The organism is Pedobacter sp. NJ-S-72, assembly GCF_053890575.1.
In genome coordinates, this window is record NZ_CM132681.1 from 6051372 (window position 1) to 6072627 (window position 21256).

The following is a 21256-nucleotide window of genomic DNA, read 5'->3' on the forward strand; positions in this document are numbered from 1 at the left end:
AAAAAAAGCAGAAAAATAGCGCCTGATTTATACATGTTATCCTTAATCCTGTACCAGTGCAAAGTCAATCTGGCGTTTAGACAGATCTACTCTTTTGACTTTCACTTTTACTTCATCACCTAACTGATATTTTTTTTCTTGCGCTGACCTACAATACAGTAATTCTTTTCGTCCAATACATAGAAGTCATCAGCTATATCTTTCAGTCTGATCATTCCTTCACATTTGTTCTCTATCAGTTCCACATACATTCCCCATTCAGTTACACCAGAAATGATTCCCATGTATAACTTGCCTACATTGTCTTCCAGATATTCTACCTGTTTGTATTTAATAGAAGCACGTTCCGCATCAGCAGCACGTTTTTCCATAGCAGAGGAATGAGATGCAGCAGTTTCATATTCATCCTCATTAGCAGAGCGTTCTCCGTTAAGATAGCCAGCCAGCAGGCGATGAACCATCACATCAGGGTAACGGCGGATAGGGGAGGTGAGGTGAAGTGTGTATGTGATCAAAGGCTAATCCATAATGGCTGGTCTTTTTAGTGGTGTAAACCGCTTTAGCCATAGAACGAATAGCTAACTGGGTCAGTACATTTTGTTCTTTTTTGCCTTCCACGTCTTCCATCAGGAAATTCAGGGATTTCGCAATATCCTTATCAGATTTCATGTTGATCTTATAACCAAAACGAGCAGCAAATAAAGCGAAGTTACCAAGGTTTTCCAGGTTTGGAGAATCGTGAGAACGGTATACGAAAGTATACTTTGCCTTTCCCTTTCCCTTTTTGGCAATAAATTCGGCTACCTTTTTATTGGCCAGCAACATAAAGTCTTCAATCAGTTTATGTGCGTCTTTACGTTCTTTCACATAAACACCAACCGGTTTTCCTTTTTCATCAAGTTTGAATTTTACCTCAGTACTTTCAAAACTTATGGCTCCATTTTTAAACTTTTGAGCTCTTAAAATATAAGCAAGCTCATTTAATTTAAGGATTTCTTCAGCGTAGTCGCCTTCCTTGTTTTCTATAACTTCCTGAGCTTCTTCGTAACTGAAACGTCTGTCAGAGTGGATCACAGTTCTTCCGAACCATTCCTCTACTATATTAGCCGCGTCATCTAATTCAAAAACAGCTGCAAAGCAGAGTTTATCCTCATTTGGACGAAGCGAACAAACGCCATTGCTTAGTCTTTCCGGAAGCATAGGGATAACCCGGTCTACCAGGTAAACAGAAGTAGCTCTTGAATAAGCTTCTTTGTCCAAATAGGTTTTAGGCTGCACATAATGAGAAACATCTGCAATGTGTACACCGATTTCATAATTACCGTTTGGCAGTTTTTTGAAGGATATTGCATCATCAAAATCTTTTGCATCTGCCGGGTCAATCGTGAAAGTTGCTGTTTCGCGGAAATCCCGGCGGTTTTTCAATTCCTCTTCAGTGATCTGCTCAGGAATATCATTCGCTTCTTTCTCTACTTCTGGAGGGAAAGACAAAGGAAAACCATACTGAGCAAGGATCGCATTCATTTCTGTATTATTCTCTCCTTGTGTACCCAGGATATTGATGATTTTTCCAATAGGTTTTTTTTTTGCACCTTCTGGCCAGTCGGTGATAGCTACCTGTACTTTTTGTCCATTTTTAGCACCCTCAAGATCGCTTAACGGAACAAAAAAATATCATGCAGCATTTTCTTATCATCGACTGTCACGAATGCGAAACGGTCAGATATTTTGATTACGCCTATAAAATCAGTTTTTAAGCGTTGTATAATTTCAACTACTTCGCCCTCATTCTTTCTACCCCTTTTTTTAGCGTAGATATAAACTTTTACTTTGTCTCCGTTAAGTGCATTATGCAGCTTACGGGCCGAGACGAACACGTCTTTTTCAAACTCATCATCAGGAACGATAAAAGCTGCACCATCGGCAGTCATATCTACTTTTCCAGTGATAAAGGTTTTTAAATCTTTAAGCTTGAATTTTCCTTTTTGAGGTTCCGCAAAAACACCTTTATGTGCTTGTTCTTTCAGGATCTCCAAAATGGTTTCCCTTGCTTCATCATCTTTTATGTTCAGTTTGGCTGAAACCTGTTTGTAATTCAAGGCTTCATTGTTGCTATTCTCTAAAACATCACTAATTAACTGAGTTAAGACGAGTTTTATTTGAGAAGATTTCTTTTTTGCCATAGTATATTTGTCAATATTCCGAAGGTAACACTTTGAAATGATTTATAAAGCCTTAAGGGCTATAAATCCAATATTAAAGGCCCTCAGAAGCATTTGAGATTTGTATAATTGTAATTTAAACCGGAGATTTAGGGGCGGTTGGGATTTTTGTTAATTATTTAAGGAGAGGCTAAAAAGGGATTAAAGCAACCCGCAAAACAGGAGAAATTTTAAAATGATAGAAGAAAAACAGCGGAGTACAAGAAGAGAATTTCTGATGATAATTATCAAGACTATCATTTTCTTTGTTCTGGTATATTTTGAAGCTTATCAGCCGGTATTATTTAAAACTATCCGTTTGTCGCATTGACTGCACACGCTTTTACTGTATTCCTTGGCCCTAGTGTTGCTGTTTCATTCCTTCGTCTGATTGTTATTTACTGGTATATCAAGAAACATCGTTTTAAGTCTACAATTAAGGATAACTTCATTTTAGGAATTAACAGGATCGTTTCCATTCTCAATACGGTATTCGGAGTCATTGCAATTATGATCTGGATGGGGATTAAGCCCCTGGAATTTCTGACGAGTATTACGATCGTTGCGGCAGCAATCGCTGTAACGTTTAAGGATTACATTACCAATATGATTAACGGTCTGATCATTATGTTTTCAGATCGCTTATCCTTAGGGGATCATATCCGTGTAAATGATAATGAAGGCAAGATATTGGATATCACACTGATTAATATGATTCTTCAAAATGAAGATAATGATATGGTGATTATTCCGAACTCGGTGGTTTTTAGCTCAGTTATTATCAATCAGTCAAAGCAGAATATCAAAAAGCTGAGTGTGGAATTTGAGATGGCACTTCATTTTGGTTATACACCCGATTTTCTGGAAAAACACCTTTATGAAGTTCTGGATGGTTTTAAAGCTAATATTGTAGCTAGCGGACTAACCATAAAAACGCTGGCGATCAATAAGGATATTGCCAGGTTTAAAGCCCAGGTATTGTTGAATAACTATGATAAACTCAAAGAAAGGGAAATCAGAAGGGTATTGAATACGGCAATTATTAAATTGGCTGTACCTGATCAGGTATAAATAATTACCCGATAAGACCTGGTTTTCCAGGAATTGCCGCAATGAGCTTCTGCGTATAGGCAGTTTGGGGATGCTCGTAAATAATTTCAGGAAAATCTTCTTCTTCAATCTTTCCTTTGTTCATGACAATCATCCTGTCTGATAAGTGTTTAACCACAGCAAGATCGTGAGAAATGAATATATAAGTTAAACCTAGTTCCTGTTGCAATCTTCTCAATAAATTTAAAACCTGAGCCTACTGAAACATCGAGTGCGGATACTGATTCATCACAAATAATAAGTTTAGGCTGCAGTGCCAGGGCACGGGCAATCACTATCCGTTGCCGCTGACCTCCTGAAAATTCATGCGGATAACGGTCAAAATGCTCCGGTTTCAGATCTACCAGTTCCAGCAGATGCAATACATGAGCTTTGCGCTGTGCATTATTGTCAAATACCCCGTGTACCTGCAAAGGTTCCATCAGCGCATTACCTACCGTAAGCTGTGAATTCAACGAAGAATAAGGATCTTGAAAAATGAGTTGTATATCTTTTCTTAATTTTCTAAGGCTCCCATTTTTTAAATGTGTGATATCCTGACCTTCAAAAAAAACAGATCCGGAAGTTGGCTCAACCAGCCGAAGGATACTTCTGCCCAATGTAGTTTTTCCACAGCCTGATTCACCAACCAAACCTAAGGTTTCGCCTGGATATAATTTGAAACTGATATTGTCAACAGCTTTAATGATATCTTTAGCACCACCGAATAATCCCTGTCTGACCGGAAACCAGGTACAAAGATTTTTTATTTCAAGCAATGGCGCTGTTTCATACAAAATTTCTCTTCTGCTGTCAATTTCCTGTTGTGTGTAACTATTTATTGCCAGTAAATGAGCAACCGGCTGATCTGTTCCCTGTTTAAGAAAATCTGCCACTACCGGCAATTTCTTTAAACGGTATAAGGGTGAAGGCCTGCAAGCCAGTAAACCTTTAGTATAAGGATGTTGAGGGTGTTTGAATAACTGAAGAAGAGAACCTTGTTCAACGATCGTCCCTTTGTACATCACTGCAATCTCATCGGCAATTTCGCTGATTACAGCCAGATCGTGGGAAATGAAAATCATCCCCATATTCCGTTCTTCTTTTATTTTAAGCAGTAATTGCAGAATCGTTTGCTGCACAGTTACATCCAGCGCTGTTGTTGGTTCATCGGCAATCAGAAATTCGGGGTTACAGCTTAAAGCCATTGCAATCATTACCCTTTTTTTTTCTGCCCGCCGGAAAGCTGATGGGGATAAGTATCGAAAACAGTTTCGGGGCGGGGGAGCTGTACTTCTTTAAAAAGTTCAATTGTTTTCTCTTTTGCTGCCTGTTTGCTTAATTGCTGATGGAGCATAATTGCTTCCTGAACCTGATTGCCACAGGTAAATACGGGGTTTAGGGAAGTCATTGGTTCCTGAAAGATCATCGCAATCTTATTGCCCCGATAGGTATTCATTTCTGCATCAGACAAAGAAAGCAGGCTAACTCCGTTGAAGATAATATCCCCGGTAACTCTGGTATATTCAGGATCATGTAAGCGCATGATAGAAAATGAGGTTACTGATTTGCCGGAGCCTGATTCACCAACAATACCTAAAACACGTCCTTTTTCAGCTTTGAAGCTGATCTTGTTAACTGCGGTTTGCCAGGAACGGTCTTCCTGATTGAAAAATTGGATATTTAGATCAATTACGTTTAGCATCAGAGCTACAATATAGATAAAATTATCCCCCGTATTTCGCTTTTTGTGCTATTTTTGCAGAATGGAAAGAGAAATTCTTGATACCAAGCGTAAAGCCCTGAATATTAATCTAAACTCTGATATTTACGGGACTTTTGCTGAGATCGGGGCAGGACAGGAAGTAGCGCGTAATTTTTTTACTGCTGGTGCGGCTTCAGGAACAGTAGCTAAAACTATGTCTGCCTATGATATGACTTTTAGTGATGCTATCTATGGGGTAGAAGAAACCGGAAGATATGTTAGTCAGTCAAGGTTAACAAAAATGCTGAACCATGAATTTGGTTTGCTCACTGAGCGGCTGCATGGTGAGAAATACGATACCAGGAGTTTTTTTGCTTTTGCTGATACAGTTACTACCCTGAACTATAATAAATCCAATGATCCGCATGGATGGATTGGTATCAAATTCCAGACAGAACCGGGCGGCGAGCCTAATGAGATATTTTTCCATGTACGTTTGCTGGATACCGATACCGATGCGGCACTTCTTCAACAGAATGTACTGGGTATAATCGGGGTTAACCTTGTTTATGCGGCTTTTTATTATCATACAGATCCGAAGAGAATGGTTGAATCACTTGCTGATAACCTGACAGTAGGTTCTGTAGAGATAGATTTGATTTCTGTAAGTGGCCCGGCTTTTAAAAATATTAATAATATCCTGCTGAATCTGTACCTGATTGTGAAAGACTTCTCAGATGCGGCTATTTTTGATTCGCTTGGAAACCCTTGTCTGCCTAAAGATCTTTTGTACAAAAAGGACATTATGATTTTGCGGACAAAATATGCACAGAAATCTTTACCAAACTTTAGTATGTTCAATAAAGCTGTAGATCAGTTTAAAAGAACAGAAGATGTAAAACAAGATAATCTTAGTGTTTTAATTGAAGTCTTATTATCGAATGTGCTTACAGCAGATGAAGAGATTCCAGAAAATATTGACCTGGAAGCAGTAGCATTAAGAGCTGAAGAATTATGTAAAACTGGTAACCTGGTTATCGTTTCCAATTTTGCAAGACACAATAAATTAGCAAAATACCTGGACAGGTGTAAACCAAAAAGTGTAGGGATTTCAACGAATATCAATAACCTGAAATTTTTGTATTTAACTCTTATAATTTTGGAGAGAACTACTCCAGTATGCTATTGAGTTATGTAAGTGATATGTTTACTAAAAATGTGAAACTATTTGCTTACCCTTTCCTTGACAAAAAATCAAATAAGGTTATTACAACTGTAAATATGCCGGTTACACCAGAAGCAAAGCCATTATTCGATTTCCTGATCCTGAATGGATATATTACTGATATTAAAGAATACAGTGAAACTGATGTGAAGACTGTATAAAATAATCAAATCATAAAAAAACGGGCTGGTCAATTTGAATTGACCGGTTTTTTTTTTTTTATGATTTGATTATTTTTTTAATGCCGCTCTTACTTTGGGAGCTATTTTAGTTCCAAAGATTTCGATCGATTTCATCATATCTTTATGTGAAGGTGCGCCAATGTCCATATGTGCTGCAAAACGGGTTAAACCAAACATTTCCTGTACATATAAGATTTTATCAATCGCCTGTTCAGCATCCCCAACAAATAAAGCTCCCTCTTTCTGTCTTCCATAATCAAACTGATGTTTAGTATAGGGAGACCATCCACGGGATTTTCCGATTCTATCCATTTGTGAGGCATATAAAGGATAATATTCAGCAGCTAGCTCATTACCGTCGTCACCAAAAAATGCATGCGCATGGATGCCTACCTGAAGCTTAGCTAAATCATGTCCCGCTTTTTTATATTCTGCACGATACAGGTCAAATAACGGTTTAAACTGGCTTGGGCTTCCCCCGATAATCGCAATCATTAAAGGCAGTCCTAATACACCCGCTCTGATTACAGATTCGGGAGTACCACCTACAGCAATCCAGATTGGCAGATTATTATCTACAGCTCTTGGTAATACCTGCTGATTGCTTAAAGGCGTCCTGAATCACCTTTCCATGTAATGGTTTCTTCCTTATTGATTTTTAATAATAATTCTAATTTCTCCGTGAATAATTCATTATAATCATTCAGGTTATAACCGAATAAAGGAAATGATTCAATAAAACTGCCACGACCAGCCATTAATTCTGCACGGCCATTAGACAGTAAATCGACCATAGCAAAATTTTGATATAATTTTACCGGGTCAGCAGAGCTTAGTACGCTAACTGCACTACCCAGTTTAATGTTTTTAGTAACAACCGCGGCAGCAGCCAGTAATATTTCAGGACTTGAGACTGCAAAATCCGGACGGTGATGTTCACCAATACCGAAATAATCCAGGCCTAACTCATCCATTAATTTAATCTCTTCAATAATCTCACCCAGTCGTTGCTGTGCAGGTTGAAATTTATTTGTTATTGGATCAAGACGTAAATCCCCGAACATACTAATACCTAATTCCATAATTACCTTGTTTTAAATCTTACACAAAGTTAACCAGCACTAAAACTCTATGTTAACCTATGATAAGTAATGATTTTTGATCAATTTTTAATACAAGCTTTATCTAAATCCGATAAAAGATTTTTATTGAAGGTTATGGGGACCAAAGAGTCCAGTGCTGTGTTATACTCGAATAACTGTTTTTTGACAGGATCGAAAGTATATCTTGCAATTACAGGAGCATGATCAGGGTAACTTTCATGGACACTATAGTCATAGGTTTTAGAGTAGTTCATTGCACTGTCGATTTTTGGAGTGGGGCTGCCTTCGCACATGAATCCAAAGGACGTACCGCCATTTTTGATCACTCGTTCCTCTAATCCATCAGTTAAACTCTTATAGCTCTCAGAAGTAGTCAGAATTTCATATACAATCTGGCTGCATGGGTTTTGGAAAACAGGTCTTACTGTGTCCGTTTTTACAGGTTTATTTGTAGAAACAGTGGTTTTAACCAGCGTATCTGTTTTAACAATTTCTTTTTTTGTTTCTCGTTTCTGCTGTGTGTACAGGATGCAGTCAGTATAAGGCCTGCGAATATTAAACTAAGGAATTTCATAATTATAGTTGTGTGCTGATTTAGTTTGGCTGTCCTTATTCTAATCTTTTAATTACGTTATCAGGATTATCTACAACAAGGACAAATATGATTTTGTTTTTTGGGAATAAGCCCTGTAGTTCATTTCTCCAGTTAGCCGGAGAATGGATTAAAGCTTCATTTGAAGAAAATGATTTTGTAACTCATAATTTCCTGCAATGGTTTGTTACCGAGCAGGTTGAAGAAGAGGCTGCTGTTTCTCAGATTATCAGTAAGCTGAAAATGATCGGGGACAATTCTTCGGCATTGTATCTTCTCAATTCAGAACTGACCCAAAGGACATTCAATGCGGCTACTGGTGGTGCAGCTTAAGAAGCTGGTTCCTTAAAGAAAAATTCAGAAAGATAAAAAGCAAGAGGATTAATCTTCTTGCTTTTTATAAATGTCTTTGATCGTAACAGCCAAATATATTTTCTGGCGCGTCCAATGGTTGAAAACCATATTGGCTATACAGGCTGTGTGCGTCCCGGGTAGCCAGCATGTATCTTCTTAAACCTTGCAGATCAGGATGGAATAGCATGAGCGACATTAGTTTTTTCGAAAGTCCCATACCACGAAACTCTTCTTCCACATATACATCTGCCAGATAAGCGAAAGTAGAACGGTCCGTAATCCATCTCGCAAAGCCTGTTTGCTGGTTATCTTTATAGATACCAAAACAAAGAGAGTTCTCAATTGATTTCGTTACCGTTTCTAATGGGATTCCTTCAGCCCAGTAAGATTTATTACTCAGGAAAAGATGAACGGCAGCAACGTCAATTTTGCTTTTGTCATCCGAAAAAATAAATCCGTTATCTGCAATTTCCATTTAATTACGCATGTTAATGTATTGAAGAGGCTGTCCGAAATCTTCGCTTTTGCAAAGTGAGATTACCTTTTGAAGATCATCAATGTTTTTGCTTTGTACACGTAATTGATCGTCCATTACAGAAGCCTGAACTTTAAGTCCGCTGGCTTTGATTTTAGCAACGATCTTTTTAGCGACATCTTTATCAATTCCTTCCTTAATAGAGACTTCTTTTCTGATCATATTACCAGAAGCATATTGCTCCTTTCCAAAATCGAGACTTTTAGGGTCCAGGTTTTGTTTCACCATACGGGAGATAATTGAATCCTCAATTGCTTTCAGACGCATGTCATCTTCCGTAACAATGGTGATTACATTCGTCTTTTTGTCGTGATCAATTGTACTCTGAGAGGTAGAGAAATCATAACGGTTAAGGATCTCTTTTTTTGCGTTGTTCATTGCATTGTCCAATGTCTGCGCGTCAACTTTACTTACGATATCGAAAGTGGGCATGATTATAGCTTTAGTATAAAAAATATATTAGATTTAGATATTAATTATTTAACGTTCTGGCTAAAAAAATTATTATGAAAACCAATAAATCAAAAGTGCAAAAAAATAATGCTAAAAAAGCAGTTAAAAAAGAATTGGAGCAGAGTCTGACGCAAAAATTTTTTGAAGCAGTTTCTCATTTGGGTCATGATGCCGAAAAAATTGGTGAAGAACTGGCACATGCAGCGAAATCTGTTGCAGGCAAATTAGCGAAGAGATTCAAAGATGCAAGAGCAGAAGCTGCCAAGACAGTGAAACCAACGAAGAAGGAAATAGCAAAGACAGTAAAAGAAGTTAAAAAAGCTACCGCTAAAGGTGCTAAAAAAGTTAAAAAGGAAGTTAAAAAAGCAGTTGCCAGTGTTAGAGCATCTGGAAATAGCATAAAAGTTCCTGTAATTGCAAGTGAAGAAAAAGCAGCTGATATTATTGCTAAACCTGTAAAGAAAGCTGCTGTAACAGTGAAAAAAGCTGCTCCTGCGGTTAAAAAATCAGTTTCTGCGGCGAAAAAAACTGTAGCTGCTGTTCAGAATGCGGCTAAATCTGCTCCGGTAAAAAGAGTAAGTAAAGCAGCAGTTGCTTCAGCCACTGGTGCAGCTAAAAAAGTAGTCAATACTGCAGCTGCAAAAACTGTTAAAGCTACCCCAGTAAAGAAACCAGCTGCTAAACCTGCTGCAACAGCGAATGCTAAACCAGCTGTTACCGCTGTTAAGCCTGCTGTAACTACAGAAAAAGCTGCTGAAAAGCCTACTGAGGAAAGTTAATTTAAAAACAGCTTTCCGAAGATTAATGCTCAAATAATTAACATTGAATTAACAATAGAATTCGCAGTTTTGAGCATCCGTTCCCAACAGGGATATTTTTGATAAAACCACATGACAAAGAAGAAGGTCCCATTTTTAAATAGAGAACTCAGCTGGTTATATTTCAATGAACGGGTTTTGCAGGAGGCAACAGATGAAACTGTGCCGCTGATTGAAAGAATTAAGTTTCTGTCTATTTTCTCTTCTAACCTGGAAGAATTTTACCGGGTGCGTGTAGCTACAATGACCAGACTGTCTAATTTAAACGACAAAGGCCAAAGAGTTACTAGGATTTAATCCTAAGAAAGTACTGAACGAGATTAAAAATATCGTCGTTAAACAGGAACGTAAATTTGAACAGCTTTTTCAGGCTACGCTGATCAATGAACTAGCACAAAACAGGATTTTTATCCTGAATGATACACAGCTCAATGTGGCCCGTGGAGAATTCGTAAAAGAGCACTTCCGGGACAAGATCCTTTCTAACCTGGTACCGATTATGATTGATATGGAAAAACCTTTTCCAGAGCTTAAAGATCGGTACCTGTACTTTTTTGTAAGGCTTAAAAAGAAGACAGGTAAAAAAGAAGAAAGGTATGCATTGATAGAATTACCTCCTGATCTGCCCAGGTTTTTAGTCCTGCCGGAAACAAACGGATTGAAATTCATCATTCTCGCTGAGGATATTATAAAATACTGTCTGGATGACATCTTTTACGTATTTAAATACGATGAAATGGATGCTTATTCCATCCAGTTAACCAGAGATGCAGAACTGGACATTGATAAAAATGTAAGTGACAAATTTATCGAGGAATTAAAGACCAGTCTGGACAAACGTAAAAAAGGTAAACCAATGCGTTTACTTTATGATACAGAAATGCCATTTGATATGCTGGGTGTTCTGGTTGCTAAAATGAAAATTGAAGCGGAAAGCCTGATCCCCGGAAACCGTTATCATAAATTTGGTGATTTCATCCGTTTCCCGAATGTCGGGGACAAAAGTCTTGAATACCCTGTCAATGTTCCTTTAAAGGTTTTCGGTTTACACCGGACACAAAGCATCTTTAATAAGCTTGCAGAAAGAGATTACCTGGTTAACCTGCCTTATCAGTCATACGATTATATCATCTTATTTCTGCGTGAAGCAGCAATTGATCCAAGAGTTACTGCAATCAACATTACACTTTATCGTCTTGCCGAAAATTCAAGAGTAATCAATGCTTTAATTAACGCAGCAAAAAATGGTAAAAAGGTAAACTGCCTGGTAGAAACTTAAAGCCCGTTTTGATGAACGTGCAAATATATTCTGGACCAACAGGCTGGAAGAAGAGGGAGTACATGTAAATTACGGTTTGACGGACTATAAAGTCCATTCTAAAATCTGTCTGGTTACCCGGATAGAGAAAGGCCGCCCCGTATATTATGCGAATCTGGCAACAGGTAATTTCAATGAGAAAACGGCCAAACTTTATTGCGATCATAGTATTTTTACTTCTAAAAAGGAGATCACTCACGATCTGATCAAACTTTTTGCAGCTTTAAATAAGCGCACGGTAGCAACAGGATTTAAACACCTGATTGTTTCTCCGCTAGAATCAAGATCAAAGTTTTATACTTTGATAGACCGGGAAATTAAAATCGCCAGAGCTGGCAAACCTGCCTATTTGATTTTTAAGGTAAACAGTCTTGCTGATGAAGGGATCGTAGAGAAATTATATGATGCCAGTAATGCAGGAGTGAAGATTAAACTGATTGTAAGAGGGATCTGCTGTCTGATCCCGGGAGTTAAAGGTTTCAGTGAAAATATCACCGTAATCAGTATTATCGACAAATTCTTAGAACATGCACGTGTTTTCATTTTTGGAAATAACGGTAAAGAAGAAATGTTTCTCTCTTCGGCCGATCTGATGAGCCGAAATTTTGAACATCGTGTAGAGGTAGGTTTTCCAGTACTTGATGAAGATGTAAAGCAGGAAATCAGGGATATTATAGACTTTCAGTTACAAGACAATGTAAAAGCAAGGGATATTACCAGGCTGAATAATAATAAATACCATAAAAACCGTATCAGCACCAAGGTGAGGGCACAGGTTCAGACATATAATTACTTAAAAAAAAAACAAACACCAGTAGAAGATTATGCTCAGATATGCAGCAATTGACGTTGGCTCTAATGCCGTAAGACTGCTTATTGCAGATATAACATACAGTGAAAATGGGTTTGGTTTTAAAAAGAATACACTTGTAAGGGTTCCTTTAAGATTAGGTGATGATGCTTTTCTGGATCATAAAATATCAGCACGTAAAATCGAAGACCTGATTAAAACTATGCAGGCTTTTAAAAACCTGATGGATGTCTATCAGGTAACTAAATATCTTGCCTGTGCAACATCCTCTATGAGAGAAGCGCAAAACGGTCTTGATATTATTAAGCTGATCAGTGAAAAAGCAAATGTAGATCTGGAGATTATCGAAGGCCAGAGAGAAGCTAATATCATTTATGCCAATCATATTGAAGATGATCTGGATATCAAGAAAAATTATCTTTATATAGATGTTGGCGGTGGTAGTACAGAACTATCAGTTTTCGTAAATAAAGTTCCTGTAGCTTCTAAATCATTTGATATTGGAACTATCAGGATCCTGGATAACCAGGATAAAGAAGAAACCTGGGAAGAAATGAAACTCTGGGTAAAAGATCAAACCAAATATCATAAAAACCTGGCTGGAATAGGTACAGGTGGAAACATCAATAAGCTTTACAAGATGGCGAATGATGAAAAGGAGGGGACGCCTTTAACTTTTCTAAAGTTAAAATCTATTTATAATCAATTGAATAGCCACTCTTTAAAGGAGCGGATTCAGCTTTTTAACCTAAACCCTGATCGTGCGGATGTTATTATTCCTGCCTGTGAGATATTTATTACCCTGATGAAATGGACGGGGATCAAACAGATCCATGTACCAAGAGTAGGAATGGCAGATGGGATTATTAATCTGCTAATAGAAGAGAATCTGAATAAATAACAGCCAGATAGTCACCATGGTGGCTTACTGAAACAGCATGCTTTTGGCCGGTTATCTGATGGGTTAACTCTGGAAGACCTGATGGAGTACTGGCCAACAGATAAAGCTTTGATAAGCTATTGAATTCTTCTCTGTATGTTGCTGTATGACTGAGATATTGTAAATGAAGCTGTTCAAAATCCTTATGGTCTGAAACAGCTATGGAATGGATTAATGAACCTTTTATTTCGCTCCTGATCTCGAAAATTTCCCGATGATAATTAATCTTTCCGGATATCTGTAGGCTACTGGTCTGCAGTTCCTCACAGCTAAAGCTTAAAGGAACATAACTTCTGATGCCGGTATTACGCTGAATGATCTTACAGGCGGCTTCTTTCATTGTCCAGATGAGCCATAACATCACAGCGGGCTGCTGCGCCTCTAAGATCATTTCTTGTTCTTTAAGTGTATATATTTTGGCGAGGTAGCCTTTTCGCTGCCAGTTGCTGTCCAGATGAGCCTGCTGCAAGTCAACTATGTCATTTCCGATCATTCTCCGCGAGTTTTGCCTCAATGATTTCGACAGTAGATTTTACGTTCAGCATTTTTGCCATGGAATCATTATCAATTTCTATCCCGAATTTTTCTTCCAGATCCAATACAATATCGACAAGGTTCGCTGAATTTATTTTCAAATCTTTAATAAAATCGGTGTCTTCGCTGATATTATCCAGTGCTGTTTTATCCCCGGTATAAGGGGTTGCAACTTTGATAGATAGCGGCAATTAATATTTCTCTATCCATGATCATATCTTTTTAATATCAAACAGGCATTTACATCACCAAACCCGAAGCTTGCTTTAGCCAGGATGTTTATTTTTTTGTGCAGACAAGCACGGGGTATACGCTCAGAGTCTATCAGTAACCCAATTTCAGGATGCAGATCTTCACAGTTTATATTTGGGAAAATAAATCCTTCGTCCAGTTGTAAAACTGAAGCCACACATTCAATACTGCCGGCAGCACTGATACAATGACCAATCATTCCTTTAATTGAATTGATGTAAGGAAAATCCTCTCCCGAACGGCCTAATGCTGTAACCCAGTTTTGTATTTCAAGTGTATCTTTTGATGTGGCTGTTAAATGACCATTGATAACCTCTACTTCACCGGGTTTTATCCCTGAAGATTTTAAGGCCATAGTGATACAACGTTGTACTGCTAATGGGTTAGGTGCTGTCATTGTACCTGCTCCACGCTGTCCGCCCGATCATTCAGATGTCCGCCCAGTATTTCTGCATAAATTTTAGCACCTCTGGATAAAGCACTGTCCAGACTCTCTAAAACTAATGCACCAGCACCGCTGCCGGGCACAAAGCCGCTTGCAGTTTCGCTCATCGGACGGCTGCCTTTTTCAGGAGTATCATTGTATTTATAGGTGCAGACTTTCATCGCGTCAAAACCGCCCCATATATAGGGGCCACTGTCGCTGGTACTGCCAGCCAGCATAATTGTCGCTTGCCCTGATTTAATACGCTCATAAGCCATTAAAATGCTCTCCGTTCCAGTTGCACAGGCAGAGGAGTTAGTTGTTACCTGATTGCCTAAGCCTAGCTTTCCTGCTAAAAAAGCACTTACACCGCTAGCCATGGTTTGAGCGACGACAGTACTGCCCAGTTTACGGATTTGCAGGTTATCCAGTTTGTAAATAGCATCTCTGAATTTATCAATACCAGATGTACCTGTCCCGAAAACAGTACCACTTTCCCAATCTGGTGTTTCAGCTGCTGCAGTTTCCAGTCCTGCATCTTTCCATGCATCTGAACCTGCTATTACCCCATAAACAATCCCGGTACTTTCCAGGTTCCGGATTTCAAGTTCTGTGAAATACTGCCGGATACGTGATTCATCTATCACCGGTTTCCCTGCTATCTGACAGGAGAAAAGAAGTTGTTCCAGCTGCGGATCATGCTTAATACCAGACAGACCATTTTTGATCGCATGCCTGAACTGCGCAATGTCCGCACCATTTGGTGAAACAACTCCTAGACCAGTGACAACAACGCGTTTAGTCATTCATTTTTGTGGTTACCATTCCTGAGATATTTCCTTTACAAACTGTTTCTCCAGCTTCGTTTTTCATTACTACATTACAATTCAGTTTTTTAAACCTGAAATATACTTTTTCGGCAGTTACTGTAACTTTTTCACCCGGAAATACTGGTTTCATAAAATCAATTGCTGTAGAAGTCAGCATCACATGTGCTTTCATCTCTGTATTTGTATTGTCTGAAAGATAGATTCCCAGGCAAACCAAACCGATTTGTGCCATAGTTTCTGTCAATATTACTCCTGGAGTAACCGGAGCATCTTTAAAGTGGCCTTTATAGAAATCAAGCTCTTTATCAAAAGTATAAGTTCCTGTTGATCCGTTCTCATCAATTTGTAATAACTCGTCTACAAATAAAAAAGGTTTGCTGTAAGGTAATTTTGCTAGTATTTCTTGTGCGTTCATCATTATATTAAATTATCATTTCAAAGGTGTAAAGTAAATACAAAAATCGTTTAGAAGTCTTAAATATTTCTTACCATCGCAATAAAATCCGTTGTGCGGAAAATCCTGGGCCAAAACTGAGCATCAATCCAGTTTCACCTTTTGCGGGCTGTTTATCCATAATCCGCTCAAGCACATAGAGTACCGTGGCGCTTGACATATTTCCATAACATCTTAATACCTCTTTGGTATCGTCAATATTTTTGCCAAGAGCCCCGAATAATTTCCTCTATTTTTCTATGATCTTTTTTCCGCCAGGATGGAAAATAAGGTGGTCTATAGCTTGGATCTCCAATCCGCTTTTAGCCAAAAACGGATGGATTATAGCAGGGAAATGATCCGCAATAGTTTCGGGAACAGTGACGTCCAGCACCATCTGTAAACCTGTATTGGTCAATTTAAAACCCATCATTTCTTCAGCATCGTAAAAGTGATACATTTCGTCAGCCAGTATTTCCGGTCCATGATCATCAGGATGTGAAGACAGAAGAACACAGGCCGCACCATCCCCAAAAATAGCTGCACTCACAATATTGACCATAGAGAAGTCCCCTTGCTGGAAAGTTGCCGTCGGAGATTCTACAGCTACCACAGCTGCCCTTTTACCCGGATTAGCCTTTAGGAAATTCTTTGCATAGATTATCCCTGATACACCAGCTGCACAGCCCATTTCTGTTACCGGAAGACGTACAATATCCTGGCGTAATTTTAACGCATTGATCAGGTAAGCATCTAAAGAAGGGATCATAATCCCGGTACAGCTTACTGTAATGATATAATCAATATCCTGATTTTCCCAACCTGCCTTTGCTATCGCATCAACAAGACATTTTTTACCCAGCTTTATCCCTTCGCTGATATAAATGTTATTCCGCTCTTCAAAACTCAGGTCGCTGAATACCTGTTCTGGTGACATGAATGAATAACGCTTATCTACTGCTGCATTTTCAAATATCTTTTTAACCTTACGGACAAATCTTTCTTCCTGCCCAAACAGCCAGCCGTCCAGAAAAGGAATGATTTCGGCCGTGGTTCTTGAATATTCAGGTAATGCTTTGCTGACGCTTTTTATGGTTACACTCATTATATTTTAATTATCCATTGATAACGGAAGGCCCATTTCCAGTTGATAAAGTAGTTTTTAAGCCCCAGTGTTTTTGAAAATAACAAAAGATCAGTTTTTTTAAATCCGCGAAGAATAGAGACCAGCCCATCTTCACGTGTGACATTTCATTCAGGCGGAATACAAAGCATAAGCCCAGAAACAGGTAGTATGCTATTGCACTCCGTTGTAAATCATTAATCACAAAACCAAGTTTTGCGGTACTTTGAAAACTTTGCAGCAGGGCGATGATCTCCTTATCTTTAAAATGATGTAATGTTAGGGTACAGAGTATAATATCAGCAGGTTCATGCTTATCCAGGTTATCAAATATATCCTGACACTGAAAATTTATATTTGCATATCCCGAAGATAAACTGCGGGCATGTTCAATCGTAAAATTGTTTGCGTCGATTCCTGTAAGCACAAAGTTTAAATGATTGATCCTCGCATAATCTGCTAACGTCCTTAACATATCTCCATTTCCGCACCCTATATCTGTAATACGTATAATAGTGGATTTTGGTTGTGCTTTGAGTAAGAATTTAATTCCTTCAAGGGTAACTTTATTCCCCCCAAGTAAGCGGTTAATACTGGCAATTTTATCGAGTGCATCTCTGAGTATTTCTCCTCTCCTTCCATATTGAAATTGTCCATAATCTCTGGAGCGGTACTTCTGTAAGTGGTGTCTACAAACATCATTCTTGAACTTTTAAAATATGGCCATGTGTTTTTCTGATGAGCAGGGGCAATATAAATGGTACGCTTATCATACCGCTTATTAGTTTATCTGCTAAGTATTCCTTTCCGAGAATAGCAGATAAAGTTCTACCCATCCGCAATCTGGATTTAAAATGCTGATTCCAGGATATAATATAGTGTTTTTCGAGCGTAGTTCTGCTTGAAATAGCTCCATTAAGAAATTGAATCAATAATTCTGCGCAAATTTTTGCGCTATGTATGGCCATAGCCATACCATTTCCGCATAATGGATGTATTAACGCTGCTGTATCCCCCCAATCATCAGGATGTGATCGGTTACAGGCTCTCTGGCACCAAATGATAATTGACTGATAGTTAATGGTGCTTCAAACAGGAGGGTGCAACGCTCAAAAATATCTTTTAAGTGCTTATTATTCTGATAAAGTACCTTTTCCTGATAAATTCTTATGTTTTTATGTGTTTTGAAGGTCTTGTAGTCTGCCAGGTAACAAATGTTTATCTTTTGATCTTCAATTTTAGAAACACCGCAATATCCTCCTTTAAAAATTATGCAGTGCGACAAGATCATGATCAAACTCTCCTGAATAGTGTGCCTTTACAGCTAAAAATGGGGATTTTTGCTGGATAAACTGTCTATCCAATTTGAGATCAAGAGAAGAACGCTTACCATAAGCACCAATTACCTGCCGGGCTGTGAACTGTTTCTCAGTTTGTGTGAAAACTGAGAATTCGTTTTTTTCGAAGACTACGTTACTGACAGTATCCTGTATAACGCAGCCACCTTTATCCACAAAATTTTCATAGAGAAAATTATCCAGTTTATACCTGCTGATTCCAAAACCACCAAGAGGTAACCGGGTGTAAATACTATTGCCCTGAATGGTACTGAACTGTAGTCTGGATATTATTGAAGGATGAAGTATTGCCGGGTCAGCCCCTAACCATTGCAGATATGGGAGGATCTCATTAGAGATATATTCACCACAGACCTTATGATGGGGGTAGGTATCCTTTTCAATCAGGATGACTGCTATTCCTGCCTTTTGAAGATGCAATGCTGTAGTTAGCCCGGCTAACCCGCCACCTATAATTAGAATATCTGTTTGAATAGGCATAAATTAGGATTCAGTATAGCGTGATCATATAACAAAGTCAGGCTGGATTTGTTCAGGCTGGAGAAGATAGATTAATTAAATTTGAAAGAATTTAATTGTCTCAATAAGGTATTATGTGACGTATGATAGAAGAAGTGGTAATTGTTAATCTCTGAAAAAACTCATAAAAAAAGCCCTGTTCCAAATGAATGAAACAGGGCTCCTGTAAAAAAAAAAATGTCTGTTAGTTATCCAGCAATTTTGCTGCGTCACTATCCAGGAACCATGTAAGACTTCCATCAATCGGATTAATCAATTCTGACGGATACAATTGAGTATTCTTAGGATCATCTTCAATGACATGCTTCAGTGCTTCAGCTTTAGCCTCTCCAAATACGAGGAAAGCTACGTTTTTAGCCTTATTGATCAATGGAGCCGTGAAACTGATTCTGTAAGTGGCTAGTTTTTCAACGAATACACTTTCTACAGTTACCTCGTTACTACCCAGAATATCAGTTCCAGGGAATAATGAAGCCGTATGTCCATCATCACCCATGCCTAATAAGATCAGGTCGAATGCAAGGTCAGCACCATCAAAATGTGCTGTAATAGCTTTTGCATACTCAATAGCAGCTTTCTCAGGAGCAAGAGTTGTATCTACAAAAAAAAATATGATCAGCAGCAACATTTAAAGGGGCCAGAATTGATTTCTTAGCCATTAAGCCATTATAGCTTTCATGTCCGGGTGGAACATTACGTTCATCCCCGATAAAGAAAAATACTTTTGACCAGTCTAACTTTTCACGGTATGTTGTTGACAGACAGCATCTCATATAATTCTTTAGGAGAATTACCGCCCGTAAGCACAAAATTAAAACAATTTTTTTCTGCAATGGCTTTTTCTGCAATCGCAATGATGTAATCTGCTAAATCTTTCAGCAGTTCACCTTTTGTTTTATAAATGAGTAAGTTCATCCTAGTCTTTATTTTTTAAAGGTAATGTGAACCAATGGAAACCATCCCTTGCAATCAGGGCTTCAGCATCTTCAGGCCCCCATGAGTCTGCAGGGTAATTAGGGAAACTCAATGAAGTTTTACTTTCCCATGCATTGATTACCGGCATTAATAATTCCCAGGCACTTTCTACCTGATCTGCACGCATAAATTGAGTTTGATCAGCGATCATTACATCCAATAATAAAGTTTCATAAGCTTCAGGAGCTTCTGCACTATATGTTCCTTTGTAATCGAAAACCATGTCAACAGGATTCAGTACCATATCCAGACCAGGTCTTTTTGCCTGTACCTGTAAACGGATACTCATTTCGGGCTGGATACTAATGATCAGCCTGTTTTGCTGCCAGTGTTCAGTTACACCTGCAGGGAAAACCTGGTGAGGAACATCCTTAAACTGTATTGTAATCAGAGAAGAAGTCTGAAAAAGACGTTTACCTGTACGTACATAGAAAGGAATTCCCTGCCAGCGCCAGTTATCTACAAAGAATTTGGCTGCGGCAAAAGTTTCAGTATTAGAATGTGCATCCACATCTTTTTCAGTTCTGTAACCAGGAACTTCTTTTCCTTCTACCCATCCTTTAGAATACTGTCCGCGGACAGTGCTCAAACGGATATCGTCGGGTCCGAAAGGACGCATGGCTTTTAATACATCAACTTTTTTGTTCCTGATCTCATCAGCATCAAAATTGATAGGAGTTTCCATACCAATTAAACAAAGAAGCTGTAAAATATGATTCTGGATCATATCTCTTAAAGCACCAGCTCCGTCATAGTAACCACCACGGTCTCCAACACCTAATTGTTCAGTTACAGAAATCTGTACGTGATCAATATAAGTACGGTTCCAAAGTGGTTCAAGGAAAGAATTGGCAAAACGGAAAGCCATAATATTCTGAACGGTTTCCTTGCCCAGGTAATGGTCAATTCTATAAATCTGTTTCTCTGTGAATATACCTGTCAGCAGTTTATTTAACGCTCTGGCAGTTTCTAAATCACGGCCAAAAGGTTTCTCTATAACTATACGGCAATTATCTTCATTTCCTGCAAGATCATATTTAGCAATACATTCTGCAATCAGAGGGAACAGGTTTGGTGCTACCGCCAGGTAATAAATTACCTGTGTTTTAGGACCAAATTTCTTCTTAAGTTTTTCAATACTTGTTTTCAGATCCTGGAAAGTTTCAGGAGCAGATACGTCTACAGGGTTGTAGTACACGTTTTCTGCAAAAGCATCCCATTTCTCTTTTTTAACTTTTCCGGCACGGGAAAACTGGTTTACCCCGCCCATAATAGTTTCACGGAATTGTACATCAGTGAGTTTGCTTCTCGCTGTTCCAATGATTGCATAATCTTTAGGCATATAGCCGTCAGAATACAAGTTATAAAGTGCTGGCGCAAGTTTGCGCATATTTAAATCCCCAGTGCCACCAAAGATGACGAAAACGGTTGGGTTAAGGCATTGACTTGTTTTCATTAGTGCATATTTTTTTTATCGGTGAT

25 protein-coding genes and 3 pseudogenes are annotated in these 21256 nt (G+C 38.5%); 6 read left to right on the forward strand and 22 right to left on the reverse strand.

Annotation, left to right across the window (positions count from 1 at the left end):
* Positions 1-42 precede the first annotated feature (42 nt).
* Positions 43-2183: pseudogene (gene rnr / locus ACWYN3_RS39920) on the reverse strand (ribonuclease R).
* A 345-nt stretch (positions 2184-2528) separates the two neighbouring features.
* On the opposite strand from rnr, the gene ACWYN3_RS39925 reads away from it, so the two are divergent.
* Positions 2529-3272 carry a mechanosensitive ion channel family protein gene (locus tag ACWYN3_RS39925; RefSeq protein ID WP_456219141.1) on the forward strand — a complete coding sequence of 248 codons (744 nt, stop codon included), beginning with the start codon at positions 2529-2531 and terminating at the stop codon, positions 3270-3272.
* 149 nt (positions 3273-3421) lie between these two features.
* Here the strand turns inward: ACWYN3_RS39925 and ACWYN3_RS39930 are convergent, their stop codons facing one another.
* A complete protein-coding gene (locus tag ACWYN3_RS39930) occupies positions 3422-4507 on the reverse strand; it encodes an ATP-binding cassette domain-containing protein (protein ID WP_456219142.1) in 1086 nt (361 codons plus the stop codon).
* On the reverse strand, positions 4507-4995 hold the full coding sequence (locus ACWYN3_RS39935) for an ATP-binding cassette domain-containing protein (RefSeq protein ID WP_456219143.1): 489 nt from the start codon (positions 4993-4995) through the stop codon (positions 4507-4509). The genes ACWYN3_RS39930 and ACWYN3_RS39935 overlap by 1 nt, the downstream gene beginning before the upstream one ends.
* A 61-nt stretch (positions 4996-5056) precedes the next feature.
* Here ACWYN3_RS39935 and ACWYN3_RS39940 point away from each other — a divergent pair.
* Positions 5057-6381 (forward strand): annotated as a pseudogene (locus ACWYN3_RS39940) (nicotinamide mononucleotide adenylyltransferase).
* Positions 6382-6450: 69 nt separating this feature from the next.
* On the opposite strand, the gene ACWYN3_RS39945 reads toward ACWYN3_RS39940, so the two are convergent.
* From ACWYN3_RS39945 to ACWYN3_RS39955, 3 genes are all read right to left on the reverse strand, one after another.
* Entirely contained in the window at positions 6451-6969 is a 519-nt protein-coding gene (locus ACWYN3_RS39945; RefSeq protein ID WP_456223322.1) for an LLM class flavin-dependent oxidoreductase, read from the reverse strand.
* Positions 6970-7007: 38 nt separating this feature from the next.
* A complete protein-coding gene (locus ACWYN3_RS39950) occupies positions 7008-7484 on the reverse strand; it encodes an LLM class flavin-dependent oxidoreductase (RefSeq protein ID WP_456219144.1) in 477 nt (158 codons plus the stop codon).
* 80 nt (positions 7485-7564) lie between these two features.
* Entirely contained in the window at positions 7565-7831 is a 267-nt protein-coding gene (locus ACWYN3_RS39955; RefSeq protein ID WP_456219145.1) for a hypothetical protein, read from the reverse strand.
* Between the two features lie 335 nt (positions 7832-8166).
* On the opposite strand from ACWYN3_RS39955, the gene ACWYN3_RS39960 reads away from it, so the two are divergent.
* Complete coding sequence (locus ACWYN3_RS39960; RefSeq protein ID WP_456219146.1) at positions 8167-8430, forward strand: ferritin-like domain-containing protein; 264 nt, start codon at positions 8167-8169, stop codon at positions 8428-8430.
* A gap of 64 nt (positions 8431-8494) precedes the next feature.
* On the opposite strand, the gene ACWYN3_RS39965 is transcribed toward ACWYN3_RS39960, so the two are convergent.
* Complete coding sequence (locus ACWYN3_RS39965; RefSeq protein WP_456219147.1) at positions 8495-8926, reverse strand: GNAT family N-acetyltransferase; 432 nt, start codon at positions 8924-8926, stop codon at positions 8495-8497.
* On the reverse strand, positions 8927-9418 hold the full coding sequence (locus ACWYN3_RS39970) for a YajQ family cyclic di-GMP-binding protein (RefSeq protein ID WP_183878731.1): 492 nt from the start codon (positions 9416-9418) through the stop codon (positions 8927-8929).
* A 74-nt stretch (positions 9419-9492) separates the two neighbouring features.
* Between ACWYN3_RS39970 and ACWYN3_RS39975 the strand changes: the two genes are divergently transcribed.
* The 3 genes and pseudogenes from ACWYN3_RS39975 (at position 9493) to ACWYN3_RS39985 (ending at position 13287) form a co-directional block, all read left to right on the forward strand.
* The gene (locus ACWYN3_RS39975; RefSeq protein ID WP_456219148.1) at positions 9493-10218 is read left to right on the forward strand and encodes a hypothetical protein; all 726 of its coding nucleotides are present in this window, start codon (positions 9493-9495) and stop codon (positions 10216-10218) included.
* Positions 10219-10329: 111 nt separating this feature from the next.
* Positions 10330-12422: pseudogene (ppk1, locus tag ACWYN3_RS39980) on the forward strand (polyphosphate kinase 1).
* The gene (locus ACWYN3_RS39985) at positions 12400-13287 is read left to right on the forward strand and encodes a Ppx/GppA phosphatase family protein (protein WP_456219149.1); all 888 of its coding nucleotides are present in this window, start codon (positions 12400-12402) and stop codon (positions 13285-13287) included. The pseudogene ppk1 and the gene ACWYN3_RS39985 overlap by 23 nt, the downstream one beginning before the upstream one ends.
* Here the strand turns inward: ACWYN3_RS39985 and ACWYN3_RS39990 are convergent.
* From ACWYN3_RS39990 to zwf, 14 genes are all read right to left on the reverse strand, one after another.
* The gene (locus ACWYN3_RS39990; RefSeq protein ID WP_456219150.1) at positions 13253-13819 is read right to left on the reverse strand and encodes a 4'-phosphopantetheinyl transferase family protein; all 567 of its coding nucleotides are present in this window, start codon (positions 13817-13819) and stop codon (positions 13253-13255) included. The two genes, ACWYN3_RS39985 and ACWYN3_RS39990, sit on opposite strands and share 35 nt — an antisense overlap.
* Positions 13806-14051 (reverse strand): acyl carrier protein, encoded by a 246-nt coding sequence (locus ACWYN3_RS39995; RefSeq protein WP_456219151.1) that lies wholly within the window; start codon positions 14049-14051, stop codon positions 13806-13808. The genes ACWYN3_RS39990 and ACWYN3_RS39995 overlap by 14 nt, the downstream gene beginning before the upstream one ends.
* Before the next feature lie 11 nt (positions 14052-14062).
* Positions 14063-14509, reverse strand: coding sequence for a hypothetical protein (locus tag ACWYN3_RS40000; protein ID WP_456219152.1), 447 nt, complete (start codon positions 14507-14509; stop codon positions 14063-14065).
* On the reverse strand, positions 14506-15342 hold the full coding sequence (locus ACWYN3_RS40005) for a beta-ketoacyl-[acyl-carrier-protein] synthase family protein (protein ID WP_456219153.1): 837 nt from the start codon (positions 15340-15342) through the stop codon (positions 14506-14508). Before ACWYN3_RS40005 ends, ACWYN3_RS40000 begins: the two co-directional genes overlap by 4 nt.
* Positions 15335-15784, reverse strand: coding sequence for a 3-hydroxyacyl-ACP dehydratase FabZ family protein (locus ACWYN3_RS40010; protein ID WP_456219154.1), 450 nt, complete (start codon positions 15782-15784; stop codon positions 15335-15337). The genes ACWYN3_RS40005 and ACWYN3_RS40010 overlap by 8 nt, the downstream gene beginning before the upstream one ends.
* A gap of 67 nt (positions 15785-15851) precedes the next feature.
* The gene (locus ACWYN3_RS40015) at positions 15852-16019 is read right to left on the reverse strand and encodes a 3-oxoacyl-[acyl-carrier-protein] synthase III C-terminal domain-containing protein (protein WP_456223323.1); all 168 of its coding nucleotides are present in this window, start codon (positions 16017-16019) and stop codon (positions 15852-15854) included.
* 30 nt (positions 16020-16049) lie between these two features.
* Positions 16050-16904, reverse strand: a complete 855-nt coding sequence (locus tag ACWYN3_RS40020) for a type III polyketide synthase (RefSeq protein WP_456219155.1) — start codon at positions 16902-16904, stop codon at positions 16050-16052.
* 10 nt (positions 16905-16914) lie between these two features.
* Complete coding sequence (locus tag ACWYN3_RS40025; RefSeq protein WP_456223324.1) at positions 16915-17547, reverse strand: methyltransferase domain-containing protein; 633 nt, start codon at positions 17545-17547, stop codon at positions 16915-16917.
* A 372-nt stretch (positions 17548-17919) separates the two neighbouring features.
* Complete coding sequence (locus ACWYN3_RS40030) at positions 17920-18207, reverse strand: hypothetical protein (protein WP_456219156.1); 288 nt, start codon at positions 18205-18207, stop codon at positions 17920-17922.
* Entirely contained in the window at positions 18185-18760 is a 576-nt protein-coding gene (locus ACWYN3_RS40035; RefSeq protein WP_456219157.1) for an NAD(P)/FAD-dependent oxidoreductase, read from the reverse strand. The genes ACWYN3_RS40030 and ACWYN3_RS40035 overlap by 23 nt, the downstream gene beginning before the upstream one ends.
* A gap of 223 nt (positions 18761-18983) precedes the next feature.
* On the reverse strand, positions 18984-19427 hold the full coding sequence (locus tag ACWYN3_RS40040; protein ID WP_456219158.1) for a 6-phosphogluconolactonase: 444 nt from the start codon (positions 19425-19427) through the stop codon (positions 18984-18986).
* A complete protein-coding gene (locus ACWYN3_RS40045; protein WP_456219159.1) occupies positions 19378-19572 on the reverse strand; it encodes a 6-phosphogluconolactonase in 195 nt (64 codons plus the stop codon). The genes ACWYN3_RS40040 and ACWYN3_RS40045 overlap by 50 nt, the downstream gene beginning before the upstream one ends.
* Positions 19541-19714, reverse strand: coding sequence for a 6-phosphogluconolactonase (locus tag ACWYN3_RS40050; protein ID WP_456219160.1), 174 nt, complete (start codon positions 19712-19714; stop codon positions 19541-19543). The genes ACWYN3_RS40045 and ACWYN3_RS40050 overlap by 32 nt, the downstream gene beginning before the upstream one ends.
* A gap of 1 nt (position 19715) precedes the next feature.
* The gene (gene zwf / locus ACWYN3_RS40055; protein ID WP_456219161.1) at positions 19716-21230 is read right to left on the reverse strand and encodes a glucose-6-phosphate dehydrogenase; all 1515 of its coding nucleotides are present in this window, start codon (positions 21228-21230) and stop codon (positions 19716-19718) included.
* Positions 21231-21256: the final 26 nt, after the last annotated feature.